Origin of the sequence: Treponema denticola, assembly GCF_024181645.1 — a bacterium.
GTDB classification, from domain to species: domain Bacteria; phylum Spirochaetota; class Spirochaetia; order Treponematales; family Treponemataceae; genus Treponema_B; species Treponema_B denticola_A.
In genome coordinates, this window is sequence record NZ_CP058624.1 from 274,000 (window position 1) to 293,236 (window position 19,237).

Genomic DNA, 19,237 nt, shown 5'->3' on the forward strand with positions numbered 1-19,237 from the left:
AGCCGACTGCAACTACCTTATGAGAACAACATACCCCGATGCTCTGCGTCGGGGTTGTTGATTACTTATAACTTTCTTACTTGATGATTTTTAATTTTATGCTAAACCTTAAATTTCATTACCTCATCTGCCAATCCTTCTATGCTTGCTTTATTCTTTTGGGTTATACCTTGAACTTCTTGAACCGCATTATTTATTTGTAATGCGCCTGAGGCCATTTCATTCATACGATCTGTAATTGTACGGGTAAGCTCATCTAGTTTATTCATTTCCTGAGCTATACCCTCTCCTCCTTTTAGCATCTCTGATGAGCCTTGCTTGACCTCCTGCGTTACAGTGTTGATGTTTCGGATTGCAATTAAGACTTCTTTACTGCCGTTTTCCTGTTCAGTCATTGCTTCCATGACGGTGTTGCTCATCTCTTTTACGTTTTCTGCAAGGTTGAAAATTGAGTTAAATTTTCCTTCAACTGTTCTAGCCGATTCAGCCAAGAGTTCTATCTCTCCCGAAAGATTTTTAAGTGTAGAGGTAATGGTTTTTCCTTGGGCGCTTGATTCTTCTGCAAGCTTCCTTATTTCGTCAGCTACTACAGCAAAGCCTTTTCCGGCTTCCCCTGCGTGTGCCGCCTCAATTGCCGCATTCATCGCCAAGAGGTTTGTTTGGCTTGCAATATGCTGTATAACATTGGAAGCTTCCATCAAACTTCCCGATTCTTCGGCTATTTTTTGGGTTACTTCATTTGCCGTAGAAACCTTGCCTTTTCCCTCTGCTGTAGCATCGGCCAGCTCTCTTATAATATTATCGCTCTTACCCAATGTTTGTGTAATCGATTCAATATTTGCAACCATTTGTTCTATAGATGAAGATGATTCGGCAACGCTTGCTGCCTGTGTTTCTATGCTGTTGTTAAGCTGTTTTATTGTGCGTATGATTTGCTCAACTGTTGCTGCAGTTTCGGTTACACTTGCTGCCTGAGTTAGGGCCTGATCTTTGATGTTGTCGATATTTGAGTTGATCTCTTCTACGGCACTTGCCGTTTCGGTCATATTACTTGCAAGTTCATCTCCAATAAACTGCATGGTATTTGTATTTGTTCCTACCGATTTAATGGAATTACCTATCTTCTCAATAGTCTGGTTAAAGTATTTTGACAAGAGGGTAACTTCATCATTACTTGTTACAGGCAGCCTTACCGTTAAATCGCCTTCACCTTGAGAAATATCTTTTAAAGCCAGAACAACTTTTTGCAGAGGTAAGATCATTTTGCGTGTTACAATAAATGTCGATACTAAGGCAACTCCCAAAAGAGTAAAACCTGTTACAACCATCATGTATTGCAGACTTGCTACGGTATCCAAAAAATCGTTTACAGGAGCTCTTACTATTACCATCCAGCCCGTTGACTGCATAATAGCATACGAACCGATATTTTTTTCTCCGTTAAATGTATAATATCCTATGGAAGGTTTGTTTGACTGCATTGCTTGTTTTGCAAAATTTGCAATTGATACCAATGCAGGGTTTGTTTTGGCATTTTCTTGAAAATTGTCTTGATTTAGAACAAGCTCCCTGTTGCGGTGGGCTATGGCATTTCCTGTTTTGCCTAAGATAAAACAATATCCGCTTCTTCCTACTGTGATATGGTCTATGTCTTCTGAAAGCTTTGTTCCCGGTGTATCTGCTGCGAGTACACCGATGATTCTATTTTCATAATCGTATATGGGAACTGAGATGGTATTTACCAATGTTCCGTCGGCCTTTGAACCGTACGGCTCGCTTACGAATTGCTCTCCTGCTAAAGCTCTTTTAAACCATTCTCTATCATTTACATCAAATATCCGTCCATCAAGTGCGTGACATTTCCCGTTTATATCCGTTATTGAAAACTCTATTATTCTGGGATTAAAAGCTGCTTCTTTTTTTAAATAGGCTATCTTGTCTGAGTAGGACGCATCTATATTTCTTAATTCGGATGCTCTTGAAGCACTTGAAACAAAATTCAAAAAAGAGTTGACCATTGAATCTACCAGATCGGCAGTATCCGTGGCTTTGTCCTTCAAATGTGTTTCTACCTTTTCGAGGATTGCCCTTTTTGACATAACTGCTCCTATTATTCCCTGTGTCGATACGGAAATAACAACGATCGCAGCAAAAAGAATAAGGAGTTTTTTACCCATTGAAAAAATCTTATCTTCCGATACACTTTTTCGCATAACTAATTCTTTTTTTGCGGCAGGTTTTGCAACAACTAATTCTTTATCCTTCATTTTTTCCTCCTAAAAAATACACTTTTGATTATGTACTATAACTTTTGATTTTGTCCTATAAATAGTTTACATCAGTATTGTAAATAATGCAAGATTTTATATTTAAATTTTTAACGATTTATAGAGAATCTCTAAAAATATTGCCGAATTTTACTTCGCTCCCTGAGGAATAGAGATATCCGGCCTATTTTGCCGATATTTCAATATTTTGCCTATTTTTTGGAGTATGAGCACATTGAGTACGGACACTCCAGTTGACGAAAATGTTTAAATATGTAATAATAAATTTCTACTAGGAGGCTTTAGATGCTAGCACTTATTATCGGTATTGTTTTAATCGCTTTTACGGTTATTGCAGCCCTCCCCATGGGCTTGGCTTGGGGACAGGATATTCTCTTATTTTTAAGAGGCGGTTTACCTATTTTCGCAGCTTTTGTCGGCCTTATTTCCGTATTTATAGGAATTGCCGATATTAAAGACAAGCAAGATGCAAGAAAAGAAGAAGCAGCTATGAAGGCTGCCGAAAATAAAGCCGAATAATTGTCATTGTTCTTAAGTTATTGACACTTATTCTATATTTAGTTATAATATCAGAACCCACATTATCTGCATATATTGTTTGTAGAAGGTATACATTAAATGAAAACTATTTTTTTAAAAGAACATGAAGCGCCGCGCTCTTGGTTCGTTATTGATGCCGCCGGGAAGCCGCTTGGACGCGTTGCTGCTAAGACTGCAGCTATGCTGAGAGGAAAGCACAAAGTAGGTTTTGCACCTCATCAGGAAATCGGTGATTATGTCGTTATTATTAATGCCGAAAAAGTAGCCGTAACAGGAAATAAGGCTAAAGATAAGATGTACTATACTCACTCCGGTTATGTAGGCGGTTTAAAGTCTATCAACTTTAACGGCTTAATCGCTAAAAAACCGGCTGAACCCTTGATGATTGCAATTAAAGGTATGCTTCCTAAGGGGCCCCTTGGAAGAAAACTTTTAACGAATGTTAAGGTCTATGCAGGCCCCGAACATCCTCACCAAGCACAGAACCCCATAGCGGTTGAAGTATAAGGAGCGTAAAGTGAAAAATATTGGAATGGGAACAGGCCGACGAAAAACTTCAGTGGCGCGAGTATACATTCGGGATGGAAAAGGTCAGTTAATTATCAATGATAAGGATATTAACGAATACTTTGCTACTCCGGAACAAGTCCAAAAAGCAAAAGAACCTTTAATGGTTACTGCGGGTGAATCTAAGTATGATATTATAATCACTGTACGAGGCGGAGGTCTTACAGGCCAAGCCGGTGCGTGCTCTCACGGAATTGCAAGAGCATTAGCCCAAGTAGATGCTTCAAATCATGCATCCTTAAAGGCTAACGGATTGCTTACACGTGATTCACGAATGGTTGAACGAAAAAAATTCGGTCAGCGCGGTGCAAGACGAAGATTCCAGTTCAGCAAGCGTTAATCCTTTTTCTATTGCGGATATATGCAGCACTTCTTCAGATTTGGTGAAAATCATCAATTCTGAAGGAGTGTCTTTTGTAACACGGCCTGATTATTTTGATGAAGATGACTTTGACGGCCTTGTTGCTGAATGCGGTTGCCCTATAAGCAATGAATCGCTTGAGGCGCTGCTTAATGCGGTAAGAATTTATGAGGCTGAGTGTACCGCTGCGGCCTATTTATACAGAGCTGAACATTCCAGGTTTCAGTTGGAATTAAAGCTCAGAAAAAAAGGCTTTTTAGCTTTTGAGATTAATCCGGCACTGGATTATCTTGAGGAGAAAGGGCTTCTTGACGATGGGCGTTTTGCCGGAGCTTGGCTTAATACCAGAGTTATAAGTAAAAAAGAAGGCCGTAATAGATTGGCCTCCGAGCTTGCCCAAAGAGGAGTAAGCTTTAAAATTGTGGAAGATGTGCTTAATGAGTTTTTTTCGGAGCATTCGGAAGAAGATATTTGCCGAGAAGCTTTGAAAAAACAACTGATAAATGGGGTGGATAGACCTCGGTTGATGCGTAAAATGTATAGACTGGGTTTTTCCGTTAGCACTGTGAATATATGTTTGGAGGAACTTGAAAACATAACCGACTCTTTTTAGGGTTTGTTTAATTGTTATACTATGGGTAAAAGCGAAAGTAGAAGACGAGTTAAAATGTACTCCGCCCTTGAGGTCGCTAACATATGCGGAGTCGTAAATCAGACTGCCATTAACTGGATTAGAAACGGTTATTTAAAAGCTTTTAATACACCGGGCGGCCAATATAGGGTGTATTATGAAGACTTGATCCTCTTTATAAAAGAAAGGGGAATGAAAATTCCTCCTGAGCTGCAGGATTCATTGGATGATGCTCATTGGAATTCTATCATAGTTATAGATGATGATGCGGTTTTAAATGAGGCTATATCTTCATTTTTTGGTAAAAATCTTCCTAATTTAACTGTATACAAATCTCTTGACGGCTTTGATGCAGGTACTCAACTTGTAAAGCATAAACCGGGCTTTGTGATTTTGGATATAGACCTTCCCGGAGTCAACGGCAAGGAAATATGCAAAAAAATAAAAACAGATCCTTTTTTCGGACAGCCTTATATAATTGTTATTACAGGACTGGATGATGAATCTTTAGAAAAACAGATGAAAGATTTGGGCGCCGATGCATTCTTTAAGAAGCCCATAGATTTTAATGCTATATTAAGAGAGATCAACGAGGTTGTGAGCTAGAGCTGATGACCCTTGATGAAGCAAAAAGTATTATAATAGAGACGGGAAAGAGGCTTTTAACGTCCGGTCTGACGATACGTACATGGGGAAATGTAAGTGCCCGTATAGATGCCGATACTTTTGCTATTACCCCTTCCGGCTATGGTTATGAGAATTTAAAGCCTGAACATATAGTCATTCTTAAAATCAACAGGCCTGAAACTTCCGGACCTGTTAAACCATCTTCTGAACGCTATGTTCATGCAAGCCTTTACAAGGCCGATCAAAATATAAAGTTTATAATCCATACACATCAAAAATTTGCCTCTGCCGTTTCAGGCTGTTTTTCTTCTATACCTGTTGAAAATGAGGAGCTTCGTTCAGTTTTAGGGGAAGTCGTACCTGTTGCAAGGTATGCTCCTGCCGGTACAAAAAAAATAGCCCGTAATGTTGTAAAGTGTTTAACAAGACCTGCCGGGGCAATAATTATGGCTCAACATGGGGCTGTCTGTTTTGGTGCTGATGCAGCGGAAGCTTTTGCCCAAGCCGAGGCTCTGGAAGACCTTTGCCGTAATTTGATTTTTGCTGAAGTTCCGGCCCTTTCCCTTGCTTACCGGCGGTATGAAAGAAAAGCCTTACAGCCCTTGATTAATTTTTATGCAAGCTGCCGTGAGGGAGATTCATGCACTGTTTACGATAAAAGTACCGATATTACTATTTGCAAGATGGATATAAAATCCGGAAATATAACTGAAGGCCTTTTTGATTTTCAAGCCGATTTACATAGACATATATATGATAGCTATCCCGATATTAATTTTATAGAGCAAAGCTCTCTGCCGGCAGCTCTTTTTGTTTCAAAAAAAATGAACATAGATAACTGCATACCGGCTTTTTTGGATGATTTTGCTCAGATTGCCGGCGAAAATGTTTTTTTGTTTCCATTTTTTGAGAACCGGGCTGAAGAGATGAGCACGGAAATTGTAGATGCTTTAAAAAACCGCTCTTGCGTTTTGGTAAATGAAAGCGGAGCTCTTTGTTGTGTTTCCGATAAGAATGATATCGGCGCCTTAAAAGAAATCTTGGAAAAAAATCTTTTGGCTCTTGTTCTTTCATGGAAATTTAAAAATTATTTTCCGATAAGCCGTAGGAGTGCTCAAAGAATGAGAAGAGGCTATATCGGAGGATATTCCAAAATGAATTTACAAATTTAGGGGATTAAATTAAGATGAAAAATATAAAAAAAATATTGCTTGTGGTTTTTGTCGGCCTTTTATTCGGCTGTAGACGCGAAACGTCTTTAGAGCTTGAGAGAGAAGAAAAGTTTACCCTTAATTACGGGCTTTTTGAAAACGAGCTCAATCTTTTTAATTTAAACAGTACTTATTCACGTCCTGATACACAGATTTTGATGAAAGAAGGTATATTTTACATAGTTAATTCGGGCGGACAAAAAATATTAAAGCTTTCGTCATTCGGGGACTTACTTACCTTTTTTTATAACCCCGAGTCAAACATGGAACCTTCCTTTATGCAAAACGATTCTCAGGATGTTAAGGCAACTACAAGAGGAGCCATAAAATATCCCTTTAATCATCCTGCTCTTTTAACCGTAAACTCTTCCAAGCATCTCTTTGTTGTAGATTCCGTTTTGGATGAAAGAATCGAGTACGATCATGAGGAGAATTTAGCCTTAAGGGATATAATCCTGCATTTCGACGAAAACGGAACTTTTATAGACTATCTGGGACAGGAAGGTTTTGGCGGAACGCCTTTTCCATCTATTGAGGGGATTCATACGAATTCTTCCAACGATATAATAGTCGTTTGCCGAACACAGACGAGTTTAAAAATTTATTGGTATAACAGCAAGGGAGACTTGCTGTATAAGATACCTATCTTTTTTAATGCAGTACCTACCCCCTATGAAGGTTCCAATAAAATATTTTCTTCGATAGATAAGATAATTCCCGACTTTAATGATCTTTATTTGTATATTAAAATTGATTACTATCTTGAAGAAAAGGATGCTGCAACTAGGGCAAACCTTGGGGTAAGTTACGATAAAAGCTGTTTGTATTTTTTAAATATTAAAACCGGTAAGTATGATAAAAAAATGGATATAGATGATTATGAGGAAATTGAAACATCGGGAACCGAAACTTTTACTTTTAAAAAAGTTTATGAAATGATGGGTATTACGGAAAGTAATTGGTGTTACTTATTGACTCCCACAAGTAAAGGTTATGCTCTTGAAATGATGAATTTAAAATCTCAAAAAAAATATAAAAAAGATTTGATTGTTTCAAATGATGAAACATTTTATAATACCTTCCATGTTTCCTCTAAGGGAATTATTTCGGCCATTCTTGCCCGAGAAGACAAGGCCTTAATTATATGGTGGCGTGCCGATAAAATTATCGGGGATAAATAATGAGTGATGATTTATTTGAAACAAGGGATTCTTCTTCCCGTGAAGTTTTTACCCGCTATAATAGGGAAGATAGAATTAAAAATGCTTCAGAAAAGGTCAGGCAATTACACGATCCTGATTTTGTAAGAAGAAGAAGTTTTATAAAAAGTGTAACCGAAAATCGGGGCTTAAGGTCAGTATTTTTTGTTATAGTTGTTCTTGTAAGTATTAACATAGCCTTTTTTATTACCCGTTCCGACAGAAATAGCGGCCGGATTTATAGAATAAAAGTAGAGCTAAAGTCCTTTATTTATCAAGATAGAGCTTTGGCAAATTTGCGTTTGAGTGAAAATACTAAATTTTTAGAAAGCTTAAAAGAGAGTGAAGAAAAAGACGGTGCATTGGTAAGGGTAAACTTTATTTTTTTAGATGATAACGGAAATAAATTATCGTCTTCTCTGCAGACCGGTATTTATACGGGAGGGGAGCTTAGGTTTTCTTCTCAAAATGAATCCGGAAATGCAAAAAAGGTTCAAGCCGAAATTTATATTAAAGAAAAACTTTTGGTTTTATCGTCAAAAATAAAATGAGAAAATAAAATGAGTGTGAACAAAAAATATAAGTGCCGATTATGCAAGGAATGTAACGGAAAAGCCTGCATAGGAGAGCTTCCCGGAATGGGCGGAGTCTTTGAAAGCTCTAATTTTATTTTAAACTGTGCCGAGTGGAAAAATTATTATACCTCTGATTCCTATCCTCTGCCGAGACTCCGCCTTGCTCCTATGACGGGGGCTGTCGAAAATGTCGGCTATGAGGACGAAAGGCAATTTTATTTTGACCTTATAAGGGCATCGGTTAAGGCCGGTTTGGCTTTAAGCATTGGGGACGGCTATCCCGACTTAAAACTTTTTTCAGGGATTGAAGCCTTAAAGGATGTTAAAAAAAAAGGTGCAGTCTTTTTAAAACCATATCCTCAGATGAAGCTTTTTGAAAGAATTGAGGCCTCACTGGAGGAGGCGGAAATTATCGGGGTAGATACGGATGCTTATAATATTGTAACTATGCGGAATCTTGTTCACCTTGAAAAAAAAAGCGCAAAAGATTTGGCTGCTTTAAAAAAATATGCAAAGCTGCCCTTTGCCGTGAAGGGTATTTTTACCTCCTATGATATCGAAGTTGTGAAGGAGCTAAAACCCGATATTGCCATTATTTCAAATCACGGCGGCCGTATCGAAACCGATAGGGGAAGCGTTGCCTCATTTGTTCACTCTCATTTAAAAGAGATAAAAAAATATTCAGGCGAGGTTTGGGCTGACGGCGGCTTACGGAAAAGAGAAGATTTTATAGCTGCTTCTTCTTTAGGTATTGAAGAAGTTTTAATAGGCCGCCCCTGTATTACCGCTCTTTTAAGGGACAGGGAGAACGGTATAAAAAATTTTATCGATTCTATTTTAAGTAAAGATTTAAATAAAGAAGCTTGCGGCTCCCTAGAGAACAGCCCTTTAAGGAGTTTTGAAAAACCTTGAAGACCCGTTTGGATAGAATATTGGCCCTCAGCGGTTTAGGCTCCCGAAGTGATGTAAAAAAAATGATACGCAAAAAAAACTGCTGCGTGGACGGGGTGCGTATTGTTTCTCCTTCTTTTATTTTAGACACTGACCTAAATAAAATAACTATAGACGGGGAGCCTCTTGTGTTGAGGACAAATGTTTATCTTATGTTTAATAAGCCGCAAGGCTGTGTAACTTCGACAAGCGATCCCGTACATAAAACTATAATGGATTATATAAAAGCTCCCTTTGACAGGATGAAGCTGTTCCCTATCGGCAGGCTGGATATAGACAGCGAAGGCCTTTTGATTATTACCGATGACGGCGAGATTACCCACAAGATTACCTCGCCTAAATCGGGAACGGTAAAAACTTATTATCTGGAATTAAGCCGAGAGCCCTCCGATGAAGAATTTAAAAATTACTGCGAAGAGTTTGAAAAAGGAATTGTGCTAAAAAACGGTTATAAGTGTCTTCCTGCAAAATTCGAAAAATGTGAAAATAAAACCGGTTCTTTTAGAAGCGGATTTTTAATGCACATAACCGAGGGGAAATTCCATCAAGTAAAAAAAATGTGCTTAAGCGCAGGGAACGAACTTTGTTACCTGCGCCGGATTGCAGTCGGTTCAATAGTTTTAGATGAGAGCTTGAAGACCGGAGAATACCGCGAGCTTTCCGCTGAAGAGATAGATTCGCTCAGAGATTATTGAGAGTCTCGCTAAAAACATCGGATTTTAGAGATTAATCCTTTTAGTTGAAAATTATCCTCATAAATCGTTTTTTACCGGCACGCAAAATCATCTCCTTGTCCTTGTCGAGTTTTTCTTTTCCAATTAGAGCCTTGATGTCCGAAATTTTTTCTTCGTTTATAAAGGCTCCTCCCTGCTCGACAAGACGGCGGGCATCGCTTTTGGTGGAGGCAAGTCCTGCTTCGGCAAAGAGGTCAATAATACCGATGCCCTCATCTAATTTTGAAAGACTCAAATTCGCCGTGGGCATGGCTTCCTTATTTCCTCCGCCAGAAAAAGCTGCCCTTGCACCTTCCAAGGCTTTTTCCGCTTCTTCTTTTCCGTGAATAAGGGCTGTAACTTCAAAGGCTAATCTTTCCTTGGCCTTGTTTATGTCTCCTGCACAAACCGATTTTATTTCTTCTATAGGAAGGAATGTAAAAAGCAGCATAAACTTTTCGACATCGGCATCGGCTGTGTTTCTCCAATATTGGAAAAAATCATAGGGAGAAACAAGGGCAGGATCCAAAAACAGAGCTCCCTTTTCGCTTTTTCCCATTTTTTGACCGTCGGCTCTTGTAACCAGAGGGAAGGTAAGGGCAAAAACTTCGCTGCCTCCCTTTCTGCGGATAAGGTCGCTTCCTGCAACCATGTTTCCCCACTGGTCATCACCGCCTATTTGGAGTTTGACATTGTAGTTTTGATTGAGCATTAAAAAGTCATAGCTTTGCAAAAGCTGATAATTGAATTCCAAAAAGGAAAGCCCCGTTTCCATTCTTTTTTTGTAGGCTTCAAAGCTGAGCATTTTGTTGACCGAAAAGTGTGAACCTATATCGCGTAAAAAATCGATGTAGTTTAAATCGGCAAGCCAATCCTTGTTGTTGACAAAGCGTACATTTCCAATATCTTCCGCTAAAAATTTTTCAATCTGTTTTTGAATTGAGGCCGCATTTTTATCGAGTTCATCGTAAGAAAGCATCTTGCGCATTTCTGTTTTTCCCGACGGGTCTCCTATTCGCGAAGTGCCGCCGCCGACTAAAACGACACCCTTGTGCCCCTCGCGGCATAAATGCTTTAAGGCAAAAATCGGAACCATGTGCCCTATGTGTAAGCTGGGCCCTGTCGGGTCGATACCTGTGTAAAAGGCGATTTGCCCCTTGTCCATTCTATCGGAAAGGGCTTGCAAATCGGTACATTGCTGGATAAAGCCCCTCTCCTGTAATATTTTTAATGCTTTATTCATGTTTTGACTATACAATAATTTTTAGCTTAGGTCAACAGATTTATTAAGATTATAGTTTTTCGATTTCCGCTTCGGAAAGACCTGTAACTTGCATAATTTTTTGTATTGGATCCCCTAACTGTTTTAAGATTTTAGCTGTTTGCTTTAAGCCTTCAGAAAATCCCTTATACCTAGCGTCCATCTCAAAGGTAGACATTAATCTATATTCTTGCCTTGCTTGTTCGTTTTGTTTTACTGTTTGTATCATTTCTTCTATCCTCCTTGTAAATTCACTCTTCGCCTTACCTGTTTTAATGTATTCTAAAAATTCCTTCAATTCTTTGTTTTTAGTGTTTTTAAAGGCCTCTGCGTTTATTATAATCTTTTTTGTTCCATCTTGTAAAGATATGTTTTTATCTTCAAGACAGATGTTTTCAAAGGTATAAACAGGTCTATTTTTACCGATAACATCAAACAGACAAATAAAAATTATAAAGCTTTCATTTAAATCGTTATAGAAGTTCCCTTTATCCAAGAATGAAATATCTATAGTTGCTTGGTAGAACCGCATTCGTTTTGGGATATTTCTCTCGTTACTTACCTGCATTTCCACATCGTAGAAATTACCATTTTCTGTTTGTACCAGCACGTCAAACCTTACGGATTTAGCTTGTTCATAAGTTTTAATACTATGCTGTACCGAAATATAAGCAATTTTACCTATTGTATCGAATAGTATCATTTCAATAAGTCTCTTACATAGATCCGGATTTTGTATAACCTTACAAAACATAAAATCGTCTGTAAACGTTAAATCTTCAAACTTCTTAATCATTTATTTTCTCCTATTATTTTTTAATATTTTCCCATCCCCATTATATTTATAAGAATTATTTGAAAAAAATAGTAAATTATAAAAAAAATAACAGAGTGCAAAGTATTAATTATGAAAAACTATTTAAAATCACCTTCCGCAACGGCTATGCTTTTAAAACAGTATTCGATACTAAAGAGAACGAGGTTAAGGCTATACAAAACTTACAAATTGTATTACAATGAATTTGAGCAAAAAAGAATAATTATTGGTGTGATAAAATGAAAAAAAATATTTTATATTTTGTATTTATATGTCTTATTGTTTTTGAAGTATATTGCGAAAAATTGCCATATATAAAATATGCAAATAATTATAATGTTTCAGAGCATGATATTGAAAATATTCTTGGGACATATATGGAAAAAGACCGAAAAGGATTTCTATTTTGGGTCGAGACCGAATTTTCTTGGGGTCAGGGTATTACGGATACATTTAGAACTCTTATTCAAATTGATGTTTATGATAATGAATCTTTATATGTACAGGAAATGTGGGATAGATATAAAGTATTGAAAATTATAAAAGTATCTGACAATAACTATAAATTGCATACAAGGTATATGGGTAAACTTGCTAATAATGCAATAGTTGATGTATGTTTTGAGCTTGATTTTGAAGATAGTGAAACGGTAAAACTGAATTATAATGAATCTGTCGCTGTATGGAATAGAACTCTTCCTTTGCATATGATAAAACTTTCAGGCCCCCTTATAAAACATAAACCGCTTGCCGGTAATTATGTAGTTGCAGTAACTCCATACGCAAAAGACGGGCGAGCTTATGATTCATTTGAAGCTTTAAATGAGGGAGAAAAAGAGTATGTCCGAAAACTGAAACAAAAGAAAAAAAATTAGATCTTAAAATTATTAAATTCAATTTAGTGAAGTAGAACATTAAATAAATTTTATCTTTATACCAATATTCAACTATAAAACTAAATAGGCCTTATTTTTTAGCTATATCCACCCACGTAAATCTCGTCCAATTGAAAAAAATTAAAAAAACTGTTATACTCTCCCCTCAATACAAGGAATTTTTATGAAAGAACGATTGGATAATTTAAGAAACAGGCTTATTGAAGTCGAAAAACAAGTTGAAAACCCTAACCTTATCAAAGATGTTGCAAAATATAAAGAAACCATGAGGGAACACTCCTATCTTTCAAAATTGATGGAAGAATACGATAACTATCTTTCTATCGAAAAACAGATAGAAGATTCCAAGCTTCTCATTCAAGAAGAAAGCGATGCCGAACTTAAAGAGATGGCGAGGGAAGAGCTGCATTCTCTTGAAGCCGCCTTTGAAAAAAGCGAGGCAGATCTCAAGATGCTTTTAATTCCGCCCGATCCTCTGGAAGAAAAAAATATTATTATGGAAATACGCGGCGGTACAGGAGGCGATGAAGCAGCCCTCTTTGCGGCCGACCTTTTTAGAATGTACACCCACTATGCCGAAATGAAAAACTGGAAGTACGAGGTTTTGTCCTTAAACGAAACCGAGCTCGGCGGCTACAAGGAAATTACCTTTTCCATTTCAGGAAAATATGTTTACGGAAGTCTCCGCTATGAGTCGGGCGTTCACCGCGTTCAGCGTGTTCCCGAAACGGAGGGCTCAGGCCGCATTCACACAAGTGCCGTAACCGTTGCGGTTTTGCCCGAAGCCGAAGAAACCGAAATTGAAATCAATCAAGAAGATTTGCGTATTGATGTTATGCGTGCAGGAGGCCCGGGCGGTCAGTGCGTTAATACCACAGACTCGGCTGTCCGCATTACCCACATACCCACCGGCCTTGTTGTTATTTGTCAGGACGAAAAAAGCCAGATTAAAAATAAGGCAAAGGCTATGCGTGTTTTGCGAAGCCGCCTTTATGATTTGGAAGAAAGTAAAAAACAGGCAGAACGGGCTCAAAACAGAAAAAGTCAGGTCGGCTCAGGCGACCGCTCCGAGCGTATCCGCACCTATAACTTTCCGCAAAACCGCGTAACCGATCACCGCATCAACTTAACCCTTTACAAATTGGATGCAGTTATGCAGGGCGCTCTCGACGAGTTAATCGATGCTCTCTGTATCGCTGCCCGCGAAGAAATGATGAAGGCAGCAGACCATCACTTGGAGCATAAATAAGGCTCAATGCTTTTTTTTACCGTAAAGGATGCCCGTCTTTTTGCAGCTCATTCCTTTCTTTCTTCGCACCTTTTAACTAGGAACGGATACGGAAGGAATGAGGCTCTCTTTGATGCCGATATTTTAATAGCTCATCTTTTAAAAAAAGAACGCTCATGGCTTTTGTCTCATTCCGATTTTAATTTTTTACCCTACAAGAATGAGTTTGAAGCTTTTGTAAAAAAAAGAAGTTCAGGTCTCCCCATTGCCTATTTAACCGGAACAAAAGATTTTTTCGGGAGAACTTTTTATGTAAATGAAAACGTGCTTATCCCCAAGCCCGACACCGAAACCTTGGTAGAGCACGCCTTAAATTTTGCAATGGAGAAGTTAAAAAAAAATGAGCCTCTCTTTGTTTTGGATATTTGCACAGGGACAGGCTGTATAGGTCTATCCCTTGCGGCTGAGCTTTATGAAAGTGCTTTTATGCAGAATACTCTTAATGAACCGCAGAGGCCGCAAAGCTCGCAAAGTTATTTTGATAAAAGTTTTTTTTTGATTCTTGCGGATATTTCGGAAGAGGCTTTAAAAGTTTGTAAAAAGAATATGGATTCTCTTTTGCCTCAATCTCTTTATAAGAGGGTTCTTGCAGTAAAAGCAGATCTTCGCCTTTCTTTTCCCTGCGTACCGGAGTCAAAACGAAGCTACGATTTGATAACTGCAAATCCGCCATACGTTCCGTCAAAGCTTACGGAAAGCCTTTTAGAAGACGGCCGCTCTGAACCCCGCCTTGCCCTTGACGGCGGCATTGAAGGGCTGGATTTAATTCCGCCCTTGGCAGAAAACTCTTATTTAAGCTTAAACCCCGGCGGAAAACTTTTTGTTGAAGTAGGGGAATACAACGCAGCTCAGGCTGCCGAGATTTTTAGAAGTACAGGTTTTTCTCAAGTTCAAATTCATAAAGACCTTGCAGGCAGCGACCGAGTCATAGAGTGTACAAAGTTTAGCCCTTAAAGCAATTGTTTTTTTAATCTGAGCAGATTTCTTAAACTGTTTTTACATATCTAATTTCGGGGGCCTTCAAAGCTTCATGGACTTGTGTTTTGCCATCCGGCTTAAAGCCGTGATGCTCATAAAAACTTCTTGCAATCCGGTTTTCTTGAAACACCCAGATGCATAATTCATGTATGCCGGCTTTCTTTGCTTCTTTTTGAAAATGAGTAATTAATTTTGAACCTACTCCCGACCTTTCAAAAGCCTTTTCTACATAAATAGCCATGAGTTCAAAACTATCAGGCTTATCGCTATCTCGGCACATTCCCGTACGCATCATTCCCTTTATTATACCGTCTTTGTCATCTTCATAAACATATAATTTTGATGTACTGTTTTGAGTATTAATTTTTTCCTTTAAACGCTCGATAGATTTTTCAACCGACAACTCACAAAACAAAAAATTATCGTCGACGATACCCCTATAAGTATTTCTCCAACCGTAAACATTTATTTCTGCAACTCTTGATAAGTCCTTTAATTCTGCAAGCCTGACCATTGTTTTTCCTTGATTAATTAAGATTTTGTTTTAAGTATTTATCAATTATTTCATCGATAAATTCTAGATAGTTGTTGTTTACCGATGAAATATCTCCAATATCCATTTTTCTATATTTTTCGAATTCATAAAAAGAATTTTGAATTTGCTCATCGTTCTCCTCCTTTAAAATTATCGGTATAATTTTTTCATTTCGGCAATGATGCAAAGCGTAGTCCGATAAGATTTTTGATAATTCTACATCGGTTTTGTTTTTAATTTCTGTGTAAAAGGAATAATATTTATTTAAATTTTTAGAAACAAAATGATCCGTAAATATATGAAAGTCTACACCCTTTAAAAATGAGGGCGGGGCATAACTATGTTTTTTAATAAAGTTTTCAAGTAACTTTGAGTTATATCCGCTTCCTTTCTGAATAAAATGGCTTTTATAGTATTCTTCTTTTTTGCTTAAGTCATATAGATCAGGATATATTGCACCGTAATAAAAATATTCTTTCCCCTTAATGTCGTTTATTTTTTCGAGATATTTTTTTGAAATAAGTATATGCGAAATTTTATCCGGCATTGTTTTAGGCCTCTTGTATAATCTAAATACTAGCCGATTTTGTGCATAAAAACAAGTAGACGAATACGGCAAGGCTGCTATTGTCAATAAATATTATTTTAATATTGATATTTTGACTTTTTTGTTATATCATAATTATATAAGTTTAAATTTAAAGGAGATAATTATGGGGCTTATAGCAGCAGCAGTTGGAGCCGTGGGCGGCGGTTTGGCCGATCAATGGCTCGAAGTTATTGAAGCAGGAGATATGGGTGAGGGCGTTGTCCTTGCAAAAGGAGTTGCCGTCCGCACGGACAAACGGAACACAAACAAAAAGGGTTCAAGCGATATTGTTTCAAACGGTTCTATTATTCATGTAAATCAAAACCAGTTTATGATGTTGGTGGACGGGGGAAAGATTGTCGATTATACGGCGGAGCCGGGATATTTTAAGGTTGAAAATTCGGCGTCACCCTCCCTATTCGGCGGTCAATTCGGAGATGCCCTAAAAGAAACCTTCAGCCGTTTTAAATTCGGCGGTACAACCCCGATGAAGCAGGAAGTATTTTATGTTAATTTACAGGAGATCAAGGGCATTAAGTTCGGCACTCCCAACCCTCTGCAATACTTTGACAACTTCTATAATGCGGAATTGTTTTTGCGTACCTTCGGAAATTATTCGATTAAAATAACCGATCCGATAAAGTTTTTTAAAGAAGCTTGTCCTCGGGATGCCGAAAATGTTCACATTGATGAAATAAACGAACAATACTTGAGCGAATTCTTAGAAGCCTTACAGGCTGCCATAAGCCAAATGTCTATGGAAGGCGAGCGCATTTCCTTTATTCCTTCAAAGGGAACGGTTTTAAGCAAACACATGTCCGAGATTCTGGATGATTCATGGAAGGAATTACGCGGAATGGAGGTGCTTTCAGTCGGTATTGCAAGTATCTCCTACGATGATGAATCTAAAGAACTTATCAATATGCGCAATAAGGGAGCTATGCTCGGCGATCCCGGTGTACGTGAAGGCTATGTGCAAGGCGCTATTGCCCGCGGTATGGAAGCGGCAGGTTCAAATCAGGCAGGAGCCGGAATGGCCTTTATGGGCATGGGTATGGGCATGAATGCGGCAGGCGGTTTTATGGGACAGGCAAGTCAAACCAATATGCAGCAGATGCAAATGAATCAAGCCGCTCAAGGAGCAGGGCAACAACAAGGTGCCGGAGTTAAGGCAGCAGGAGAATGGTTTTGCACCGAGTGCGGTCATAAAAATATCGGAAAGTTTTGTGCCGAATGCGGAACTCCTAAACCTCAAGGAAGCGGCTGCCCTTCATGCGGTGCGGAAGTAAAGGCTGGAGCAAAATTTTGTCCTGAGTGCGGAACAAAACTATAGCCAACATATTGGAGAAAGATATGAGTGTTGAAAATTATAAATGTCCGGGTTGCGGTGCGCCTATAAGTTTTAAACCGGCGGCCGGAGGTTTTAAGTGTGATTATTGTTTTTCAAGTTATACAGAAGAAGAAATTACCCGCTACATGGAAGGGCTAAAAGCAAAAAAGGGAGGTTCTGAAGGTTCCTCTTCTTCCGAAAGTAAAAGCGGAAATAATGGATCCGTAAAACAGTATCACTGCAACAACTGCGGAGCGGAAGTCGTGGCAGGAGAAACTTCAAGTGCGGCTTTTTGTTATTATTGTCATAGCCCTGTAGTCTTATCCGAAAGACTCAGAGGTGAATTTAAGCCCGATAAGATTATTCCCTTTAAGCTTGATAAAAAAGATGCCTTAAAATGTTTTGCTTCTTGGGTAGAAGGAAAAAAATATGTACCCGCAGATTTTAAAAATACGAGTACACAAGAAAAAATGACCGGCGTTTATCTTCCCCACTGGCAGGCTGATGTTGTTGCAGATCTTGATTATCACGCAGTAGGTTTAAAGGTTTCATCGTGGAAAAGCGGGAATACTGAATATACAAAAACGGATAAGTATAAGATTGAGCGCACGGGGAAAATTGAGTTGGATAAATTTCAAGAGCTGGCTTTTACAAAGATAGATAAAAATCTTATAAACGGAATAAGTCCATATGAGTTAGAGAACCAAAAAGATTTTTCTCAAGGCTATCTTGCCGGCTTTTTTTCGGAGCAATACGACATTAAAAAAGAAGATGTTGAGCCTATAATAAAAGGCAGAGCAGAGGATTATACTAAAGCCCTTATTAAAGACTCTACCGATTACGGCGGAGGTTTTGAAGATGAAGAGGATAATACTTCCTACACCGTAAAAAATTATAATTACGTTTTGCTTCCATCATGGATACTTACCTATCTTTATAAGGGGAAAACCTATGTCTTTGCCGTAAATGGGCAAACCGGAAAATCTTCAGGGGAGCTTCCGCTAAACAAATCTAAACTTGCCCTTGTTTCAGGTTTGATATCTGGAATCCTTGCAGCTCTCTTACTTTTGGGCGGGAGGTTTATATGGTAGTAAAAAAAATTATTTGCTCATTGATAATTTTTTTCTGCATAGGGTTAAGTTCGTATGCAGAAATTGAAAAAAAACTTTTGATAGATGAAGCCGGGGTTTTACAGCCGGAAGTTTTTGAAAAAATAGAAAAACAGCTTAAAACAGTTTCCCGAAAGAGCGGGTCTGAAACCGTAATTGTAATTGTTTCATCTACAGGAGAAAAAAGTCCTCAAGACTATGCCGATGATTATTTTGACTATAACGGTTACGGTCAAGGAACTGAAAGTGAAGGAAGTCTTTTACTCATTGTAACCGGGGATGGTACTCAAGGCAGCCGATATGCGCATATTTCAACCCATGGGGAAAAAACGATAAGCACTCTTACCGACAGTAGCATTGAAAAACTTTTAGACTCTTTAATATACGGAGGATTAAAAGAAAATAATTATGCCAAGGGAATAGAGTCTTATCTTAAGGCTCTTGCTCGGAAGTTTTACAACAGTCTTTCGTTTATGGAAATTTTAATCAGTTTAGGTATTGCAGTTATTAGCTTTGCTTTTAAATTTTTAGGCACACAAAGAAAATATAAAAACAAAGAAGCCTTTGCCTTTGCTCCCTTCTATGATATTAAAAAGAACAGTCTTGTTTCTTTTGAAACCGTTGATGATGTGTTTCTTTCTACCAATACGGTATCACACGTCATTAAATCGAATAGCGGAGGAGACTCTGGAGGTAGTTCTACACATACATCCTCAAGCGGAAGAACTCACGGCGGCGGAGGAAGAAGTTTTTAAGTTTTACTTAAAATTA

21 protein-coding genes are annotated in these 19,237 nt (G+C 38.2%); 16 read left to right on the top strand and 5 right to left on the bottom strand.

The features are described from left to right. Positions 1-101 precede the first annotated feature (101 nt). Positions 102-2,267 (bottom strand): methyl-accepting chemotaxis protein, encoded by a 2,166-nt coding sequence (locus HO345_RS01265; RefSeq protein ID WP_253683474.1) that lies wholly within the window; start codon positions 2,265-2,267, stop codon positions 102-104. Between the two features lie 306 nt (positions 2,268-2,573). Between HO345_RS01265 and HO345_RS01270 the strand changes: the two genes are divergently transcribed. The 10 genes from HO345_RS01270 to HO345_RS01315 all read left to right on the top strand — a co-directional run bounded on the left by HO345_RS01270 (position 2,574) and on the right by HO345_RS01315 (position 9,645). Beyond that, on the top strand, positions 2,574-2,807 hold the full coding sequence (locus tag HO345_RS01270) for a hypothetical protein (protein ID WP_002670146.1): 234 nt from the start codon (positions 2,574-2,576) through the stop codon (positions 2,805-2,807). Between the two features lie 99 nt (positions 2,808-2,906). Continuing rightward, a complete protein-coding gene (gene rplM / locus HO345_RS01275) occupies positions 2,907-3,335 on the top strand; it encodes a 50S ribosomal protein L13 (RefSeq protein ID WP_010694886.1) in 429 nt (142 codons plus the stop codon). 10 nt (positions 3,336-3,345) lie between these two features. Then, positions 3,346-3,735: a 30S ribosomal protein S9 gene (rpsI, locus tag HO345_RS01280; RefSeq protein WP_002672107.1), complete on the top strand. Its 390-nt coding sequence runs from the start codon at positions 3,346-3,348 to the stop codon at positions 3,733-3,735. Further along, a complete protein-coding gene (recX, locus tag HO345_RS01285; protein WP_366796643.1) occupies positions 3,701-4,369 on the top strand; it encodes a recombination regulator RecX in 669 nt (222 codons plus the stop codon). The genes rpsI and recX overlap by 35 nt, the downstream gene beginning before the upstream one ends. 54 nt (positions 4,370-4,423) lie before the next feature. Beyond that, the gene (locus HO345_RS01290; RefSeq protein WP_253683476.1) at positions 4,424-4,993 is read left to right on the top strand and encodes a response regulator; all 570 of its coding nucleotides are present in this window, start codon (positions 4,424-4,426) and stop codon (positions 4,991-4,993) included. Positions 4,994-4,998: 5 nt separating this feature from the next. Continuing rightward, positions 4,999-6,186: a class II aldolase/adducin family protein gene (locus tag HO345_RS01295; RefSeq protein ID WP_253683477.1), complete on the top strand. Its 1,188-nt coding sequence runs from the start codon at positions 4,999-5,001 to the stop codon at positions 6,184-6,186. 14 nt (positions 6,187-6,200) lie between these two features. Then, positions 6,201-7,406, top strand: coding sequence for an LIC_12708 family protein (locus tag HO345_RS01300; protein WP_253683478.1), 1,206 nt, complete (start codon positions 6,201-6,203; stop codon positions 7,404-7,406). Then, positions 7,403-7,975, top strand: coding sequence for a hypothetical protein (locus HO345_RS01305; protein WP_366796645.1), 573 nt, complete (start codon positions 7,403-7,405; stop codon positions 7,973-7,975). Before HO345_RS01300 ends, HO345_RS01305 begins: the two co-directional genes overlap by 4 nt. 9 nt (positions 7,976-7,984) lie before the next feature. Next, positions 7,985-8,911, top strand: coding sequence for an alpha-hydroxy-acid oxidizing protein (locus tag HO345_RS01310; RefSeq protein ID WP_253683480.1), 927 nt, complete (start codon positions 7,985-7,987; stop codon positions 8,909-8,911). Next, positions 8,908-9,645 carry a 16S rRNA pseudouridine(516) synthase gene (locus HO345_RS01315; protein ID WP_366796446.1) on the top strand — a complete coding sequence of 246 codons (738 nt, stop codon included), beginning with the start codon at positions 8,908-8,910 and terminating at the stop codon, positions 9,643-9,645. The genes HO345_RS01310 and HO345_RS01315 overlap by 4 nt, the downstream gene beginning before the upstream one ends. Before the next feature lie 40 nt (positions 9,646-9,685). On the opposite strand, the gene tyrS is transcribed toward HO345_RS01315, so the two are convergent. Both tyrS and HO345_RS01325 read right to left on the bottom strand, forming a co-directional pair. Beyond that, positions 9,686-10,906: a tyrosine--tRNA ligase gene (gene tyrS, locus HO345_RS01320; protein ID WP_253683482.1), complete on the bottom strand. Its 1,221-nt coding sequence runs from the start codon at positions 10,904-10,906 to the stop codon at positions 9,686-9,688. A 49-nt stretch (positions 10,907-10,955) separates the two neighbouring features. After that, a complete protein-coding gene (locus tag HO345_RS01325; RefSeq protein ID WP_010694903.1) occupies positions 10,956-11,720 on the bottom strand; it encodes an Rpn family recombination-promoting nuclease/putative transposase in 765 nt (254 codons plus the stop codon). A 260-nt stretch (positions 11,721-11,980) separates the two neighbouring features. Between HO345_RS01325 and HO345_RS01330 the strand changes: the two genes are divergently transcribed. From HO345_RS01330 to prmC, 3 genes are all read left to right on the top strand, one after another. Beyond that, positions 11,981-12,616 carry a hypothetical protein gene (locus tag HO345_RS01330; RefSeq protein WP_253683483.1) on the top strand — a complete coding sequence of 212 codons (636 nt, stop codon included), beginning with the start codon at positions 11,981-11,983 and terminating at the stop codon, positions 12,614-12,616. Positions 12,617-12,800: 184 nt separating this feature from the next. Further along, positions 12,801-13,886, top strand: coding sequence for a peptide chain release factor 1 (gene prfA, locus HO345_RS01335; RefSeq protein ID WP_253683484.1), 1,086 nt, complete (start codon positions 12,801-12,803; stop codon positions 13,884-13,886). A gap of 6 nt (positions 13,887-13,892) precedes the next feature. Continuing rightward, positions 13,893-14,879 (top strand): peptide chain release factor N(5)-glutamine methyltransferase, encoded by a 987-nt coding sequence (prmC, locus tag HO345_RS01340; RefSeq protein WP_253683485.1) that lies wholly within the window; start codon positions 13,893-13,895, stop codon positions 14,877-14,879. A 31-nt stretch (positions 14,880-14,910) separates the two neighbouring features. Here prmC and HO345_RS01345 read toward each other — a convergent pair whose 3' ends face one another. Both HO345_RS01345 and HO345_RS01350 read right to left on the bottom strand, forming a co-directional pair. Next, positions 14,911-15,417, bottom strand: a complete 507-nt coding sequence (locus HO345_RS01345; RefSeq protein WP_253683486.1) for a GNAT family N-acetyltransferase — start codon at positions 15,415-15,417, stop codon at positions 14,911-14,913. Between the two features lie 13 nt (positions 15,418-15,430). Then, positions 15,431-15,985, bottom strand: a complete 555-nt coding sequence (locus tag HO345_RS01350) for a zinc dependent phospholipase C family protein (RefSeq protein ID WP_253683487.1) — start codon at positions 15,983-15,985, stop codon at positions 15,431-15,433. Between the two features lie 166 nt (positions 15,986-16,151). Between HO345_RS01350 and HO345_RS01355 the strand changes: the two genes are divergently transcribed. Genes HO345_RS01355 through HO345_RS01365 form a run of 3 tightly spaced genes read left to right on the top strand, consistent with a single transcriptional unit; the run spans position 16,152 to position 19,221 of the window. Further along, positions 16,152-17,360 (top strand): SPFH domain-containing protein, encoded by a 1,209-nt coding sequence (locus HO345_RS01355; protein WP_253683488.1) that lies wholly within the window; start codon positions 16,152-16,154, stop codon positions 17,358-17,360. 20 nt (positions 17,361-17,380) lie between these two features. Next, entirely contained in the window at positions 17,381-18,448 is a 1,068-nt protein-coding gene (locus tag HO345_RS01360) for a TFIIB-type zinc ribbon-containing protein (protein WP_253683489.1), read from the top strand. Next, positions 18,442-19,221 carry a TPM domain-containing protein gene (locus HO345_RS01365; protein WP_253683490.1) on the top strand — a complete coding sequence of 260 codons (780 nt, stop codon included), beginning with the start codon at positions 18,442-18,444 and terminating at the stop codon, positions 19,219-19,221. The genes HO345_RS01360 and HO345_RS01365 overlap by 7 nt, the downstream gene beginning before the upstream one ends. Positions 19,222-19,237 lie beyond the last annotated feature (16 nt).

Bases quoted from the DNA above. Each gene is read 5' to 3' on its own strand.
- HO345_RS01265 (WP_253683474.1), bottom strand. From the start codon at position 2,267: ATGAAGGATAAAGAATTAGTTGTTGCAAAACCTGCCGCAAAAAAAGAA.
- HO345_RS01270 (WP_002670146.1), top strand. From the start codon at position 2,574: ATGCTAGCACTTATTATCGGTATTGTTTTAATCGCTTTTACGGTTATT.
- rplM (WP_010694886.1), top strand. From the start codon at position 2,907: ATGAAAACTATTTTTTTAAAAGAACATGAAGCGCCGCGCTCTTGGTTC.
- HO345_RS01290 (WP_253683476.1), top strand. From the start codon at position 4,424: ATGTACTCCGCCCTTGAGGTCGCTAACATATGCGGAGTCGTAAATCAG.
- HO345_RS01295 (WP_253683477.1), top strand. From the start codon at position 4,999: ATGACCCTTGATGAAGCAAAAAGTATTATAATAGAGACGGGAAAGAGG.
- HO345_RS01300 (WP_253683478.1), top strand. From the start codon at position 6,201: ATGAAAAATATAAAAAAAATATTGCTTGTGGTTTTTGTCGGCCTTTTA.
- HO345_RS01310 (WP_253683480.1), top strand. From the start codon at position 7,985: ATGAGTGTGAACAAAAAATATAAGTGCCGATTATGCAAGGAATGTAAC.
- tyrS (WP_253683482.1), bottom strand. From the start codon at position 10,906: ATGAATAAAGCATTAAAAATATTACAGGAGAGGGGCTTTATCCAGCAA.
- HO345_RS01325 (WP_010694903.1), bottom strand. From the start codon at position 11,720: ATGATTAAGAAGTTTGAAGATTTAACGTTTACAGACGATTTTATGTTT.
- HO345_RS01330 (WP_253683483.1), top strand. From the start codon at position 11,981: ATGAAAAAAAATATTTTATATTTTGTATTTATATGTCTTATTGTTTTT.
- prfA (WP_253683484.1), top strand. From the start codon at position 12,801: ATGAAAGAACGATTGGATAATTTAAGAAACAGGCTTATTGAAGTCGAA.
- prmC (WP_253683485.1), top strand. From the start codon at position 13,893: ATGCTTTTTTTTACCGTAAAGGATGCCCGTCTTTTTGCAGCTCATTCC.
- HO345_RS01345 (WP_253683486.1), bottom strand. From the start codon at position 15,417: ATGGTCAGGCTTGCAGAATTAAAGGACTTATCAAGAGTTGCAGAAATA.
- HO345_RS01350 (WP_253683487.1), bottom strand. From the start codon at position 15,985: ATGCCGGATAAAATTTCGCATATACTTATTTCAAAAAAATATCTCGAA.
- HO345_RS01355 (WP_253683488.1), top strand. From the start codon at position 16,152: ATGGGGCTTATAGCAGCAGCAGTTGGAGCCGTGGGCGGCGGTTTGGCC.
- HO345_RS01360 (WP_253683489.1), top strand. From the start codon at position 17,381: ATGAGTGTTGAAAATTATAAATGTCCGGGTTGCGGTGCGCCTATAAGT.
- HO345_RS01365 (WP_253683490.1), top strand. From the start codon at position 18,442: ATGGTAGTAAAAAAAATTATTTGCTCATTGATAATTTTTTTCTGCATA.